This window comes from Flavobacterium kayseriense, assembly GCF_014305095.1.
In the GTDB taxonomy this organism is placed as follows: domain Bacteria; phylum Bacteroidota; class Bacteroidia; order Flavobacteriales; family Flavobacteriaceae; genus Flavobacterium; species Flavobacterium kayseriense.
In genome coordinates, this window is sequence record NZ_JACRUI010000001.1 from 631,290 (window position 1) to 647,149 (window position 15,860).

Genomic DNA, 15,860 nt, shown 5'->3' on the forward strand with positions numbered 1-15,860 from the left:
TAATTAAAATAGAGAAACCATCCTGTAAAAAGATGGTTTCTCTATTTATAGGTATAATTAATTGAATTACTACAAAAATAACATGATGATAGTAAGCACAATTCCACCAGCGGTAAAGTACATTCCTTTTTTGAAAATAGTAGTTTTGGGTGTAAACATCCAGAAGGTCGAAACTACAAAAAAGAACAAGGATAGCCCAAAGAATATGTTTAAAAAGAACAATGGATCTCCTGTTTTTGCTTTGTGCAAATGAGTCATTTTCTCTATTATGAGGGGTTGGCTAGTCAATTTATAATCTGTAGCTCCTGTTTTTTTATTGTACGTTCCCTCTTTAAAGTAAATAACATCACCTTCCTCGCGCTCTACTTTAAATTTTTTAATTTTTAATGCTTTACCTAGGTCTTCACCACTTAAATTGGTTTCGACAGTACTAACAAATTTCTTTTCTTGCTTAAGAAAATCCGTATCTCTAAAGATTAAAATAATCCCACTTAAGGCATAAACTGCCATTATTCCCGCAAGGAAAAACCCTAAATATCTGTGAATAATTCGCATGAGGTTGGTTGATTTCTTCTTTTTTGTCATTACCGTTTATAATTTAAAAATTGTTTTACTATTTCAAAGTGCAAACATACACAATTAAGATTAATTCTAAATAAGAGTTTTTAATTTTTTTTGACTTGGAATGAAATTGTTTTCAGCAGTAAAAAATTGGTAATTTCTTGGATAGCATTTTTTACACAACCCTTTTTCAATTTATAGAAATCGAAAAAACTAAAAGTCCCGATTATCTCGAGACTTTTAGTTTATAATTTCAGAATCCAAGAACTCATTTTATCGAGTACTTGAGGCGAGACGGTTTGCTTTATTTGTTCATATTCTGTGAAAGCTCCCGTTTTACATTCTTGAAAAAGATGGTTCATTCCTTTAAATTCAAAGGTTTCAAAGTTTTTGTTCTTAGCCTTAGTTAAAGAATTTTTAATAGCAGCTAAATTTGTTGTGGCGGGAACTTGAAAATCAAGACTTCCATTAATCGCCAATACTGGAATTGTAACTTTTGATAAATAAGTGTCAGGATTAAATTTTAAGAAATATAGTAACCATGGATTTTTCATTTGACTCAAAACGGCTTCATCAACTAGTTGTCCCTCTTTCTCTAAAAAGGAACGGAGGTCTTTTTCGTAATCTGAACCCGTGTACTTCATTATAAAACTATAAATATTTTTATTTATTTTTTTATTTTCTAGTAGTTTTTCCTCGCTCATTCCAGCTAATTTTCCAGCTAAATAGTTTTGTTCTACGAGTAATTCATCAATTGGGGTAGCGGGAGCAGCCATTAATACGAGGAAGCGCACATTTTTTGAGTTAGTGGCAACCATAGGCGCTATCATACCACCTTCGCTATGACCAATTAATCCAATATTTGTAAAACCTTTGTTTTTTATAAATAATACAGCAGCATCTATATCAGTAGCGAAGTTAGCTGATGTATCGGTGCTAGTGCCTTTAGAAGAACCTCCTATGCCACGATCATCAATGCGAAGAGTTGCTATTCCTTTTTTGGCAAAATTATCAGCAATTACCGCAAAAGGCTTGTGATCAAAAAGTTCTTCATCTCGGTTTTGATTACCAGAACCAGTTATCATTATAAGTATTGGCGCTTTTTTATTGAAGTTTTTTGGGGTTGTAAGGGTACCGGCTAGCGTGTTTTTATCAATTGTGTTTGTAAAACTAACCTCCTCAATTTCGTAATCAAAAGGTCCTTTTGGTGTTTGTGGTCTGTTTACTGTTTTTATAGCTTCACTTTGTCGTGAAAGTGTCATTGGAAGCTCCATTCCGCCTTGTTTGAACGTACCTTCAAAAGTATCAGCATTAAATTTTCCAGAATAACTTAAACCTAAAGCAGGTGCATTTATTGCTAATTGATTATCAACAAATGTAGTAGTGCCAAGTGGAATATTGGTAGCCCCTTGTTTAGGACTGTCCATAGTAGAACTAAATCCATTTACATCTTTTTTAATATGAATGATTAGTGGTAGTGACATCCCTTGAACGTTAAGTTCCCCAGACCAAGATCCTGTGATCTCTTGCGCAAAAAGGAATTGCATGCTTAATAGCGAAAGAATTAGAAATTTTGTTTTCATGATTTATGTTTTTTTTAAAAATGCAATTTGATAGTTAAAGATCTAAAGATTGAATGTAAACCTGATGAAAAGTTATAAATAGAAATAGTGAAATTATAAATAGTGCGATATGGTATCCTTTCTTTAAGTTGGTAGCCGTTTTGAAACCATTATACATTAGTACAAATCCATATATAATCAATGCAAGCATTAAACAGATACCAACAACAAAAGGGATAATAGCAATTGTATTTAAATCCAATGAGGGAGGTGAACCATCTGTGGTATTTATATTATTGGCGAGTGTTTCTAAACCGCTGTATTTGATGCTAAGTAATACCATAAAATTAGGTGCTTGTGACAGTAGTACGGTGTTTATAATATCAATAAAACGAGTTTTTTTATTAATTAGAAGCGCTAGTAAAAAAAGAAAAAGAATTGCTGATGCATGACTAACACTAACTAAAATAAAAGCGCTGGAGAGCGAAAGATTGTTTTGTGGAGAAAAATGAAAGATACTATCCATTTTTGTAGAAGTGTAAAAGCAGACCAATGAATTGATGCTAAAAAATAATAATCCAAAGAGAAATAATTGCTTTTCGGACAACTTTGAAAACGGATTAAAAACGGTTTGCCAATTCATGGTTATGATTTTAAAGTTTTAATTTTTTTGATAAGATCGTCCATTTTGTTTCGCATGGTGGGATAGGAGTTGCCTGCTTGTTTGGCCATTTCTTTGATACTGCCGCTGCTCAAAAAAAATTCGAGTATGAAATCTTGATCATCTCTGTTTAATTTTAAATAAAGAGGTAACTCGTAATTACCATTCACATCTGTTTGGCATTGGTCGCATTTCATCTGACTAACTCGCAGCGAGTTTTCACAACTCGGGCAAACAATGGGTAGTTTCATTTTAATAAAGTTAAAAATAATTTAAACAAAGTTAAATATTATTTTCTATTCTTTACCATTTTAGGACCAAACTTATAATTTAGAGACTCTAAACAGAGAAGCTTAGACAAAAAAAATCCCAAACACCAGGAATTGGAATTTGGGATTACCTTACTTAAACCGTCTTATTTGTTTAGGTAGAATCGTTAGAGTTTACTCTTTAGTTTCGTCTTTTTTATCAGCTGGCTGATCTTCTTTAGCGGCGTTTTTGAATTCTTTAATTCCACTACCTAATCCTTTCATTAATTCTGGAATTTTTTTACCTCCAAAAAGTAATAAAACCACTGCTAAAATAACTAGGATTTCTGTAACACCAAATCTTCCCATGATTGAATAATTTATTGCCGAGGCAAATTTGTAATTAATGTAGCTGCAAAGGTAAATAGAATAACTATACGTGCATTCATTTCGTAGGACTTATTTAAAGTATGTAAAGTTAAAAATATATTAAAAACGTTTTTAAACACCCTTTAGTACTGAACTAAGGCACGAAAGCACTATCATTGACATTAATTATTATATTTGTCATATAAAGAAAAAAAATGCCTGAGAAACGATTAAAAAGAAAGAAACTTCACAGTAAATTATTCACTAAAAACCGATTGGTCATTTTGAATGAGGATACATTTGAAGAAACCTTTTCTTTAAAGTTGACTTTGATGAACGTTTTTGTAGTAGCAACTCTTGGAGCAATTTTACTTATTTCAATCACTACTTTTATCATTGCTTTTACGCCTTTGCGGGAATACATTCCGGGCTATTCCTCTACTAAACTTAAAAAAGACGCTACAATATTAGCCCTAAAATCAGACTCTTTAACCAACGCACTAAAGAAAAACGAAGCCTACATTCAGTCCATTCAAAAAGTGTTAAACGGACAGCTTGAGTATGCAAAATTTAATAAAGATTCTATTTTAGCAGCTTCAGATGAGGATGTGCCAAAATTGAAACTATCTGCATCAGAGGAAGAACTACAATTAAGAAAGGAAGTGGAACTAGAGGATAAAAAGGCAGATGTTTCTAAAAGTAAAAAGAAAGTTCAAAAGTAGCTTTTGGTTCAATAGATTGTAGTATCAATCTTGATAATACTAATCGATATTCCAGCATTAGGCTATAAATTAAAAGTAAATCATGTCAATAAAAGCAATTGCAGCAAAACTTTTTGCTCGTCATATCTTCAATAAAACCCAAGCCTGGCTCAATAATCCCGTGGCTACGCAGCAGGCTGTGTTCCATCAGTTGATTAAAGAGGCTAAGCAAACTGATTTTGGTAAAGACCATCATTTTGATATTATTAAATCCTTTACTGATTTTGCAAAACAAGTCCCTATTCGCGATTATGAAGATCTAAAACCCTATGTTGACAAAGTAGTAAGCGGACAGGAAAATGTGCTATGGAAAGGTAAGCCGCTTTATTTCGCTAAGACATCTGGCACGACGTCTGGTGCAAAATACATTCCGCTTACAAGGGAATCAATGCCGTATCATATTGAGGCAGCTCGAAATGCTATTTTAAGTTATATCCATGAAACGGGAAAGGCAGATTTTGTAGATGGGAAAATGATTTTCCTACAAGGAAGTCCCGTTCTAGAAGAAAAACACGGTATACAATTTGGTCGTTTATCTGGAATTGTAGCCCATTTTGTTCCTAAGTATTTACAAAAAAACCGCATGCCCTCATTAGAAACTAATTGTATTGAAGACTGGGAATCTAAAATTGACGCTATAGTAGACGAAACCTTCAATGAAAATATGACCGTGATCTCTGGAATTCCCTCTTGGGTTCAAATGTATTTTGAACGCTTAGAACAAAAAGGAGGAAAGCCCGTAGGTGAGATTTTTAAAAATTTTAATTTGTTCATCTATGGCGGTGTAAACTACGAACCGTATCGATCCAAATTTGAAAATCTGATAGGTCGAAAAGTAGATAGTATCGAACTTTTTCCTGCTTCGGAAGGATTTTTTGCGTACCAGGATTCGCAAAAAGAAAAAGGAATGTTACTGCTCTTGAATGCAGGGATTTTTTATGAATTTGTAAAAAGTGATGCATTTTATAGTGAAAACCCTAGACGTTATACCATTGGTGAGGTAGAGCTGGGCGTAAATTATGTTTTAATAATTTCGACCAATGCGGGACTATGGGGATACAATATAGGAGACACTGTTCAATTTAGTTCTTTAAAGCCTTACCGAATTATTGTATCAGGACGGATCAAACATTATATTTCTGCTTTTGGCGAGCATGTGATTGGTAAAGAGGTCGAGAGTGCTTTACAAGAAGCCATGGAGGGAACAAATGTGCGGGTCAACGAATTTACTGTCGCGCCTCAAATAAATCCTTCTAGCGGTTTACCTTATCACGAGTGGTTCATTGAATTTGAGCAGGAGCCAGAGAACAAATCCGCTTTTGCAGAAGCAATAGATAACGCCATGCGCAAACAAAACATCTATTATGACGACCTAATTGTAGGGAACATTTTGAGAAAAGTTGTTATTACGGCTGTGGCCAAAAATGGTTTTCAGGACTATATGAAATCAATAGGTAAACTAGGAGGACAGAACAAGATTCCGAGACTGTCAGACAACAGGAAGATTGTAGATTTATTAAACTTGAAATAAAACACTTACCTTTGCAGGTTAGAAAATTATAAGAAATGAAAGAAACTAAAAACATATCACGCTCTAGAGCGCAAGAATCATCAGCAGCAATTGAAAAATTGTACATTACCATGCGTCACTTATTTAACCGTGGATTTTACAAACCAATGGGAATCTCTGGTGAAACGTTGCGTGAAGCGTTACTGGCTTTACGTCCTGAAATATATGGGAATATAGCGGAAGAAAAAGTAGAATTAAACGGATTATTATACGTTATAGAACGATTACCAGTAGGAATTGAGGAATGTCGTTTTATCAATTTAACCTCTGACGAAGGGTATTCAAGATCACATTTTAAAGCGATTGTCCCTCCAAAAAGAAGACGTAATTGTTACCGAATTGATGAGGAGCAAATGAATGTAGAAATCACACGTGGTCGCTCAGATATTTATGATATTTTGACGCATTTGACTTTCATCTTCATTGAGTCTCACAAAATTAGAAATAGAGTTTTATTGGATGAAGCAGGTGAGGTTTCACGCGATTGGATGAAATTAGAGCAAGCCGTTTCTCAAACTAAAAAACTGCCTTTAGTCGAAAAAGAAAAAGCAATTTCTCATGCAGCTAATATTTTAGGTCGAACTTTTGAGGAGGTTTTAAATATTTACGACGCTTTTGGAACAGAGGCAGCGCCAGACCGATTTTTACACGTTATTTATTGGTTAGGAAAATTAGCCATCGATGAAATTGTATCAAATAATAAACGTACAATCACTTTTAGTCCTATATTAAGAGAACGTTTAGGGCACCACATTCATGGAGAAATTTGGGCTACAAATATTAAGGAAGTTTTAAAAGAAAACGGATTATTAGAACGTCCTATTCATGTTATTAGTGCGAATATGCACTCTGTGATGAACTCTATTTTTGCTACTACGGTACTAAAAACACAATTTAAAGACAAAGCAGATTTTTTTATTTACGAAGAGTTAAGTAGGTCTGGTGCACACGAAGTGCGAAACAAAGTAGAAGAAGTGGCACTTAAACACGGTATGATTTCAATACCGGACGCTTCAGGAACTAATATTGATGTTCAAATTTTTGATACTGCAAAAATCAATTGGGCTAAATCATCGTTTCCTAACGCAAAGTTTGAAGGGCAAGAACCTGTATTAATAGTAATGGATTACGCTTTTGGTGAGCAAGCTTACGAGACAATTGATGAGCTTTTAAAACCGTATAAAAAAGATACTTTATTAAATGTTGAGTCGGTTTCGATCATGGGTAAAGCTGGAATTCTAGAAGGCGGAAAAGGAGATATCATGATTCCGAATGCGCACATCAATGAAGGAACAGCAGATAATTACTTTTTTGAAAATGAATTAAACGCTTCGATGTTTGAAGGGAATGATATCGCTGTTTTTGCAGGACCAATGGTAACTGTTTTAGGGACTTCTTTGCAAAATAGAGATTTACTAAAATTCTTTCATCAATCAACTTGGGGCGTTATTGGTTTAGAGATGGAGGGTTCTTATTATCAAAAAGCAATACAATCTGCTTCGAAAATTAGAAAAAGTGTCCCTCAGGACATCAAAGTACGATATGCGTATTATGCATCAGATAATCCTTTAGAAACAGGAAGTACTCTTGCTTCAGGCGGATTAGGAACCACAGGAGTAAAACCTACTTATTTGATTACTATCAAAATATTGGAACAGATATTCAATTCTAAATAAATCACGAATGAGTACAAACGTACCCCAAAATCAAGACAATCAAGAAATTGATTTGTTTGTTATATTCAAGAAAGTAGGTGATTTTTTTCAATGGATTAATCGAGTGTTATTTCTTTCGATTTATTTTTTTGTAAAAAATGCGATCATCGTATTTGTTTTGATACTTCTCGGTTTTGGGGTAGGGCTGTATTTAGACAAAACACAACAACAATACGATCATCATATTATTGTTGCCCCTAATTTTAAATCAACTGATTACTTGTATGCTAAGATTGATTTGCTGGCATCAAAAATTGCAGAGCGAGATACCTCATTTTTAAATTTAGTAGGCCTACCTAAATACAGTAGTTTGCGATCAATAAAGATCGAACCCGTTGTTGATATTTACAAACTAATCAGTAGTAATGATCAAAACTTTGAGTTGTTAGCATTACTGGCTCAAAACGGTGATTTGAAAACAGTTGTAAAAGAGACTACTACCAGTAAAAACTATAATTTTCATACTATAATTGTATCTACTGAGGGAACAACTAATCAAAATGATATAATAGATCCATTACTACGCTATTTAAACACAAATAGGTACTATGCAGATGTACAAAAGATTGCTGTAGCTAATATTCAGCAAAAAATAAAAGTAAAAGAGGATATTATTTTGCAAATTGACGAAATTATCAAGTCGTATACCACGAATAAAGAAAGTGTTATTAAAAACGATAAGATGATGTATTATAATGAGAACAATCAGTTAGATAATATCATCAAAACTAAAGATACTTTGTCTAGTACGATGGCAGCATTAAAGATGGAACTGTTTAATTCCAAGAAAATTATAAACGATAATTCGGTGGTTTTAAATATCAAAAACAATAAATTTTCGAATGGCAAATTAAAATTTATTTTACCCTTCGTCTTGCTAGTCTTTTTTGTACTGACACAACTCTTTATTTCTTTTTACAAAAGTCAATCTGCAAAACACGCAGCGGAGTAATATTTTTCAATCATGCATATATAAACAAACTAATAAGAGTATGTATGATTAAATCAATTAGCCATTATATACAGGTACTAAAGCAAAACTCTTTGATTAAGCAAAGTCTGGTGACATTGATTTTAAGGGTTATTGGGGTCTTAATTTTGTTTGGGTTTACCTTATTTCTAACAAATAATTTTAGTCCAAAAATTGTAGGCCAATACGATTTTGTTCGTGCGTATTTGTTTGTTATAGGCAGTATTTGTTTGTTAGGCTGTGACCAATCTATATTGTATTTTAGAGGTAAGTTCAAAGGTGCTACTGTCTTGTCGTCATTGAAAAGTATTTATCTAAAAATGGTAGCTATCATTTTAATGATGTCAATTATTCTATTTGTCATCGTACTTGCGGTTAATGAATCGTTTGTAGATTCTTTTTTTGAGGATAAAGGAGTTTACACGCTTTTATATCAAGCTACAATAATTTTGTTTTTCTACGCTATTACCACCCTAAATATCGAGCTAATTAGAGTTTTAGATCATTTATATGTTGCTGAGTTATTTAGAAACTCAATCAAGTACTTCCCAATGATAATAGGTGCTATTGTCATAAATTACATTAACAAGGAAACGTATTTAGTACCTGTTTTTTTAGGAGGTTTCTTAGTGTTATCTCTTATTACAACTCTAGTTGTTTATTATTATTTTTCAAGAAATCAAGAGGTCTCTGCCGCACTTCCTACTTCCTATAAAGAGATTGTAACTCGATCATATCCCATTGCAATTAGCAGTATGGCTTTGTTTTTATTACTTAGTTTTGATATTTTGTTTTTGAAAAAATACAGAGATGACTCCACTATTGCATTTTATTCCTTAGCAGTGAAACTTATGACTATTTTGTCTATGATCATTGTTACGGTTAACATTACGGTTTCGACAAAAATAGCGGAACACCACTTTAAACAAAATAGGGAAGAGTTAAAAAAAATAATTAGAAGTAGTTCGCGCTTAATTTTTGCCTTAACATTACCTGCTGCATTATTTATCTGTTTTTTCTCTAGTTTTATTTTAGGTTTTTTTGGACCTGACTACCTTGCGGCTAGGGAAGCATTACTTATATTAACCATTGGACAAGTACTATGTTCTGCGTTTGGATCTGCTCCCGTATATTTAAATATGACAGGCAGACAACATGTTTTTCAGATAATTGTGTTGCTAGCAGTACTACTAAACTTAGGATTTAATAGATTTTTAATACCTATTTATGGCATGACTGGTGCTGCGATTGCGTTTGTGATTAGTGCTGTGTTTTGGAATTTATGTTCAGCAATTGTAATCTACAAGAGAGACAAAATTATTGTTTTCTTGAGCTAGAATAGTTTAGAACTAACTCCTAAAAGAATTAAAAAAGTAGAGATGAAAATAGTACACATTATAAATAGTTTAGAGTCAGGTGGCGCCGAGAAGTTGTTGCTGGATACCTTGCCTCTATATTCAAAAAAAAATGTGACTGTAGATTTGATTGTTTTAAATAGTTTCGATTTTCCATTTATGAAAGCCTTGCGATCTATAAATTGTTGCACGATCCACTCTTTAGGTTTGACTTCAGCTTACAATCCTATCGCTATATTTAAGCTCATTACTTTTTTAAAGAGATATGATATCGCTCATGTTCATTTGTTTCCTACTCAATATTGGGTGGTCATTGCAAAATTTTTATCAGGATCAAAAATTAAATTAGTCTACACAGAGCATAGTACCTCTGGACGCAGAATTAAAAGTAGCTTTTTCAAAAAATCAGACCCTTTTTTTTATAAGCAGTACAGCAAAATAATAGCCATTTCAGAGGAAGTTGTTGAGGTGATAAAAGCGCATACCAAACTAGATTCTACAATTGAGTTGATACCTAATGGCGTCGCAATTGATACTTTTAGAAATAGTGTTCCCGCTCAAAAGTCGGTTTTCTTTCCGGGAGGTACTACTGCTTTTAAAATCCTCATCCAAGTTGCAAGTTTTAAGGATCCTAAAGATCAAAAAACAGTAATTCGATCCCTGTTGTATTTACCTGACAATATTCGACTTATATTAGTTGGTGATGGTGCGCAACAAGAAGATTGTATTAATTTGACCAAACAGTTAAACATTAGCCATCGGGTCGTTTTTTTAGGAGTTCGTATGGATGTTCCTCAGCTTATTAAAATGGCTGATATTGCAATTGTATCATCAAAGTACGAAGGGTTTTCATTAACAGCTATCGAGGCAATGGCGGCCGGAAAGCCAGTTATAGCGAGTGATGTTGTAGCTTTAAATACAATCGTAAAGGGTGCTGGACTTTTGTTTAATGTGGGAGACGAAAAACAATTAGCGTACCACGTAGAGCAGTTGCTTTCTAACGATGATTATTACAATGAAAGGGTTGGTAGAGGGCTTGAAAGGGCTTCGCAATATGACGTAGCGTTTATGGTAAATAAACAGATTAAAATGTATTCAAAATTATAAATGATGCAGTTAAAATTAGCTAAAAGTAAAGCCGCTTTTTTGTTGTTATTTTTGAGTAATCTTCTAGTCGCTGTTGCGGCATTTTATGTCTTACCTAAAAAGTTTTTCTATGATGCTACACTTATTGCTTATGACAAAGGAAACGAGATTGGATTTTTAGGAAGTTATCCGCTCACGATTCTTTTTTATAAATTAACCTATTTAAGATATTTGCCGTTTCCTATTATCGGACTAATCCAGTATCCTATTTTAATTTATGTTTTATATAAAATTACTATTCCTAGTAATTTTCACATTATTACAATAAAAAATGTTTTGGTTTACTTGGGTTTTTTTATGATCGCTGTATTTATGTCTATGCCTTCAAAGGAGTTTATCACTTATTTATATTTATCGGTACTTGTATTTATTTTTAAAAGTGATCGTATTTCTTTTCAGCATTCTATACTGTACTCGATGCTGTTGCTCCTCCTTTTTGGAATTTTTTATCGTCCTTATTTTTTACTAATTCCCATAATTTCAGTTGGGATGTATGCAGTAGGATTTATAAAATTTAAGAACAAAACATTCTCTATCTTATTTTATGGTTTGTGTATTGCTTTTTTCTTATCATTGAGCTACGCAATTGTAAAAGGGCAATACCTTTCAGAAAGTAGTAGGGAAGTGGTAAATTTAGATCGACTGAATTCGCAAGACGCTAATTCGATAATAAGCTCTCCCATTAAACCCGACACTTGGTATGGTGAAGCTGTTGGTATTGTGTACGGTTTCTTCACCGTCAATGTGCCAATAAATGGCTTGAAGCATCTATTATCGCCGCAAATTTTAGCCTTTGTCATTTGGCAACTCTTGTTGTTTTATATCCTGATAGTAAGACTTTCAAGATGTTTAAAAAACAGACGAGAACAGCACTATGAATTATGGTTATTACTAATACTATTTTCTTATTTTATAGTTCAAGGTGTATTTGAGCCCGATTTAGGAACCGCTATCCGACATAAAATAGGAGTTTTTCCTTTAATCTATTATGCTTTATACTATGACTATTTCAGAGAAAAACTTTAATCAAATATTCAATCTCTTTTTACTTTTTATAGGAGCTGGAATTATCTTTAGAGTTCCATGTACTTGGTTGCTCTGTATTTTTACAGTTTTTAATTTAATTTTTATAAAAAAAACTGCAAACGTACAAGAGGCTCTTGTTTTACGAATTGTGCTGCTCTCACCCTTACTGTTAGAACTGTTGTTCTTTTTTAACACTGACTCCTATATCGACGAGGTTAAAGTGGTAGAGAAATATGTTTCTCTTGCGCTGTTTTCATGGTTCATCATTGGGAATTATCATAGAATTCAATTTGCTAGCTTAATTGAGTACTATGCTATTGCCACGATGAGTATAGTATCCCTATTCTTACTGCTTTTTGTATTAAATAATCCGCTATTAATAGCCAAGTATCAAAGTGGGATAGATTTATGGGAAATGGGTTATGTTTTTTCAAATAGTATGGGTATTCACGCACCTGCTTTAAACATGCATCTTGCTTTTGTAACTATTATTTTTATTTACTTAACGGTGCACTCTTTTAAGCAAAATAGGCAAACAAAAACACAGTTATTCCGCATTAGTAACTTTATTATTTCTTTATTCTTGGTATTGTTCATTAATACACGATTGGCCTTGCTCAATGTAATTTTGGGTATGCTACTTGTTTTTTTCTGTACTATAAAAGATCATATTAATATAAAAAAAACAATAAAAAGTACTCTACTGTCGATTGTAATTTTGAGTATTGTTTTAAGTATTTATGTCAAAAACAACAGCTATATGGCCTATAAATACAATAATGTAACCTTTGCTCATATGGATAAGATAGGCAAACTTGATGACATAGAAAATCCAGAAGCTACCGTTTTTAATTCATTTGTAACGAGACTTTCAATCTGGAAATCAGCATGGGAGTTGGGAGTTCAAAACCTTCCTTTTGGAGTAGGAGCTTCTCAATCGAAACCTGCTTTAACTGCTTATTACAAGCAAACAAACCAGCAGTTCTTGGCTAAATATGAATTTCCCACCCACAATCAGTTTTTAGATTATTTTATAAAATATGGTATTCTAGGACCTATTGTAGTTTTAATTTATCTATCAGGAATAGCTTATTTAGGAATAAATTTGAGACAACCTGTGATATTGTCTTTTTTTGTATTGTTTTTTACCTCCAATTGTGTTGATGACTTTTTACTTCGGTTTGATGGTATTGTTTTTAGTGGTTTTTGGTTTGCAATATTTATTAGTTATTGGTTGCAACAGAAAATTAAAGGTGATACAGCGCAATCAATTCTTTAAATTTCCTTTCGTTGCTAAATAATTTTTGACAACGAGCCAATCCGTTTTTACCCATTGTATCCCGTACATCTTTACTTTGTAAGGTTGTTAAGTAGTCATTAGCTTCAGATATACTTTCGAACAAAAAACCAGTTTCATTTGGTACAACCACATCTTTATTACCTATAATATTAGTAGCCAAAACTGGTTTTTGCAACGCCATAGCTTCAAGGACTGCAATTGGTAATCCTTCCCACAGTGAGGTTTGCATGTAAATATCTAGTTTGTTCAACTCACGCAAGGCCTCTTTTTGATCATAAAACCAGCCTGTAATAGTAATATTAGGAGCTGTAAGATTGTTTTTTAATTCGCCATCACCAATCCAAACAAAATGATAATTTGGGTTTTGAAGTGCAACTTCATTAAAGAGATCTGGGTTTCTTGCGGCTGTTATACGACCAACAATACCAATGGTTAAGATACTGTTGGTATGATCGATTGCTTGCTTTTGTATTTGATTTATATCAATGCCATTACGAACTAAATACGTAGGGCCTATTTTTTTTGCTATTTCGTATTCGGTATCTCCGCAAGCAATGGTTGTGTTATTAGATAGTTTTTGAAACACAATTTCGATGCCTTTGTAAATTTTTTTCTTGAAAGAGGAAATGTCGGTTCGCAGAAACGCGTACCCGTGTGGACTGTAAAAAATTTTTACTTTTTTTGACAGAAATAAGCAAGCAATTCTGCCTAAAACTCCTGCTTTTGAAGAGTGTAAGTGGACCACATCTGGTTTAGCAGATCTCAGGAATTTAGTAAGTTCAATAATTGCTTTACAATCTGCAATCCATGAAAATTCCCTCTCCATACTTAGTTCTTGCAGGACAACTGTTTTAGAAAAAGTGTGTTTTATTTGAGCTGAATCAACTTCCTTACGATTCGAACTATAAACAATTGTGGTTTGTATATCATGATGTGCGTTTTCATTGTCAAAAAACCAAGATAGGTCTTTGAAATAAGTATTGACTCCACCAGCCAAAGCCTCTACAACATGTACAACTTTTAACATTAAAATTGATTATTTGTGTAAAAATAAACAAAATAGATAAGTTACAAAGGAGCAATTAATTTGCATAGTTATTATTTAATGTTTAGCTCGTTAAATGTTTTTTAATACCTTGCATAGTCAAATGTAGATAAGGATACCTACGAATTAATGCCTATCACATTTGAATAAAATTTTTATTCCCCTTATAAACAAACTGCGTTCAAAGAACAGGAAAACTCCATATGACTGCCACCCAAATAGGAAGATATTCTAAATACATTAGGCCAATTGCTGTTCTAACAGATGTGCTACTTATCGTTATAAACTGTGTCTATTGGTTTCGATTTGCAAGGCCTCAAAGTGTATATCATTATAGTTATCTAATTGTAGGTTGGCTTGTTCTATCGTACATGGTGGGCTTTTATAAGGTGTATCGGTTTACCACTCTTATCCAGATTATTTCTAAAATTATAAAACAAGGCTTTCTCTTTTTACTGCTCGTTCTTGCTTATTTTCCTTTTGTAGAAACGATTGTATTTGATTTGGATATAGCGATTGCATTTTTTTTATGTTTTATGTTTTTTGTTACGATCTTCAAATTCGTTCTTTTTTATTGCTTAAAGCAGTATCGGATACTAACAGGTAATAATTATAGAAGGGTAATTATCGTAGGCTACAGCACAGAGGCCACTAACCTAAAACAGCTTTTTGAATCTAGAAAAGGGTTTGGATACATTTTCATGGGTTACTTTTCTAATAAAGGCGTAAATCAGGACATAAAAGGAAATTTAGAAAGCATAAAGTCATTTGTAATCGAAAATAAGATTGATGAAATCTATTGCTCATTAGAGGAGGTTTCAAATGCACGATTAAAAGATTTGATCGACTTTGCCGATGAGAATTACAAAACAATCAAGTTTATTCCAGATACTAAGGAAGTTTTTAAAAAGAATTTGAAAATTGATTATTACGATTTCTTTCCTGTTTTGTCCTTACACAAAACAGTGCTAGACGAGCCTGCAGTAAAGTTTTTTAAGCGTAGTTTTGATATAATTTTTTCGTTACTTGTTATCTTTTGCATCTTGATCTGGCTAACACCTATTTTGGCCCTCTTAATTAAGTTAGAATCAAAAGGGGCTGTGTTTTTTAAGCAAGGAAGACCCGGTATTAACGAAAATGAATTCAATTGCTATAAATTTAGATCCATGAAGCAAAATGAGACTACGGAGATCGAAACCTATAAAAATGATCCTCGCGTAACGACCATTGGACGTTTTATGCGTAAAACAAGTATGGATGAGCTACCTCAGTTTCTAAATGTTTTACTTGGAGATATGTCTGTAGTTGGTCCTAGACCGCATTTATGGTCGCAAAATATAACCTATGGGAATAAAATAAAAAAATACATGAAGCGCCACTTTGTTAAGCCAGGAATAACGGGCTTAGCACAAGTAAGCGGATATAGAGGAGAAATAGTAAAGGATACGGACATGATTAATAGAGTAAAATTGGATGTGTTCTATATCGAAAATTGGTCTTTGATTTTAGACTTAAAAATCATTTACCAAACTCTTGTAAATATTTACAAAGGAGAAGATAAAGCGTATTAA

At 33.0% G+C, this 15,860-nt stretch carries 15 protein-coding genes; 9 read left to right on the top strand and 6 right to left on the bottom strand.

Annotation, left to right across the window (positions count from 1 at the left end):
* Positions 1-69: 69 nt before the first annotated feature.
* The 5 genes from H8R22_RS02630 to tatA form a co-directional block, all read right to left on the bottom strand.
* Positions 70-585, bottom strand: a complete 516-nt coding sequence (locus H8R22_RS02630) for a PepSY domain-containing protein (RefSeq protein ID WP_187009074.1) — start codon at positions 583-585, stop codon at positions 70-72.
* Positions 586-806: 221 nt separating this feature from the next.
* Complete coding sequence (locus H8R22_RS02635) at positions 807-2,144, bottom strand: alpha/beta hydrolase family protein (protein WP_187009073.1); 1,338 nt, start codon at positions 2,142-2,144, stop codon at positions 807-809.
* 34 nt (positions 2,145-2,178) lie between these two features.
* Positions 2,179-2,766, bottom strand: coding sequence for a YIP1 family protein (locus H8R22_RS02640; RefSeq protein ID WP_187009072.1), 588 nt, complete (start codon positions 2,764-2,766; stop codon positions 2,179-2,181).
* A gap of 2 nt (positions 2,767-2,768) precedes the next feature.
* Positions 2,769-3,035 (bottom strand): DUF2089 family protein, encoded by a 267-nt coding sequence (locus H8R22_RS02645; protein WP_187009071.1) that lies wholly within the window; start codon positions 3,033-3,035, stop codon positions 2,769-2,771.
* 192 nt (positions 3,036-3,227) lie between these two features.
* Entirely contained in the window at positions 3,228-3,401 is a 174-nt protein-coding gene (gene tatA, locus H8R22_RS02650) for a twin-arginine translocase TatA/TatE family subunit (protein ID WP_187009070.1), read from the bottom strand.
* Positions 3,402-3,616: 215 nt separating this feature from the next.
* Here tatA and H8R22_RS02655 point away from each other — a divergent pair, with 215 nt between their 5' ends.
* The 8 genes from H8R22_RS02655 to H8R22_RS02690 all read left to right on the top strand — a co-directional run bounded on the left by H8R22_RS02655 (position 3,617) and on the right by H8R22_RS02690 (position 13,223).
* Positions 3,617-4,123: a peptidase gene (locus H8R22_RS02655; protein ID WP_187009069.1), complete on the top strand. Its 507-nt coding sequence runs from the start codon at positions 3,617-3,619 to the stop codon at positions 4,121-4,123.
* A gap of 82 nt (positions 4,124-4,205) precedes the next feature.
* Positions 4,206-5,693 carry a GH3 family domain-containing protein gene (locus tag H8R22_RS02660; RefSeq protein WP_187009068.1) on the top strand — a complete coding sequence of 496 codons (1,488 nt, stop codon included), beginning with the start codon at positions 4,206-4,208 and terminating at the stop codon, positions 5,691-5,693.
* Between the two features lie 35 nt (positions 5,694-5,728).
* Positions 5,729-7,408, top strand: a complete 1,680-nt coding sequence (locus H8R22_RS02665) for a DUF6909 family protein (RefSeq protein ID WP_187009067.1) — start codon at positions 5,729-5,731, stop codon at positions 7,406-7,408.
* 7 nt (positions 7,409-7,415) lie between these two features.
* Entirely contained in the window at positions 7,416-8,399 is a 984-nt protein-coding gene (locus tag H8R22_RS02670; protein WP_187009066.1) for a hypothetical protein, read from the top strand.
* A 44-nt stretch (positions 8,400-8,443) separates the two neighbouring features.
* On the top strand, positions 8,444-9,754 hold the full coding sequence (locus H8R22_RS02675; protein ID WP_187009065.1) for an MATE family efflux transporter: 1,311 nt from the start codon (positions 8,444-8,446) through the stop codon (positions 9,752-9,754).
* A 42-nt stretch (positions 9,755-9,796) separates the two neighbouring features.
* Complete coding sequence (locus tag H8R22_RS02680; RefSeq protein WP_187009064.1) at positions 9,797-10,879, top strand: glycosyltransferase; 1,083 nt, start codon at positions 9,797-9,799, stop codon at positions 10,877-10,879.
* 3 nt (positions 10,880-10,882) lie between these two features.
* Positions 10,883-11,944, top strand: coding sequence for a hypothetical protein (locus H8R22_RS02685; RefSeq protein WP_187009600.1), 1,062 nt, complete (start codon positions 10,883-10,885; stop codon positions 11,942-11,944).
* Complete coding sequence (locus H8R22_RS02690) at positions 11,907-13,223, top strand: O-antigen ligase family protein (protein WP_225875980.1); 1,317 nt, start codon at positions 11,907-11,909, stop codon at positions 13,221-13,223. The genes H8R22_RS02685 and H8R22_RS02690 overlap by 38 nt, the downstream gene beginning before the upstream one ends.
* Here H8R22_RS02690 and H8R22_RS02695 read toward each other — a convergent pair.
* Positions 13,192-14,271, bottom strand: coding sequence for a glycosyltransferase (locus tag H8R22_RS02695; protein WP_187009063.1), 1,080 nt, complete (start codon positions 14,269-14,271; stop codon positions 13,192-13,194). The genes H8R22_RS02690 and H8R22_RS02695 overlap by 32 nt on opposite strands.
* Before the next feature lie 221 nt (positions 14,272-14,492).
* Here H8R22_RS02695 and H8R22_RS02700 point away from each other — a divergent pair, with 221 nt between their 5' ends.
* A complete protein-coding gene (locus tag H8R22_RS02700; RefSeq protein WP_187009062.1) occupies positions 14,493-15,860 on the top strand; it encodes an exopolysaccharide biosynthesis polyprenyl glycosylphosphotransferase in 1,368 nt (455 codons plus the stop codon).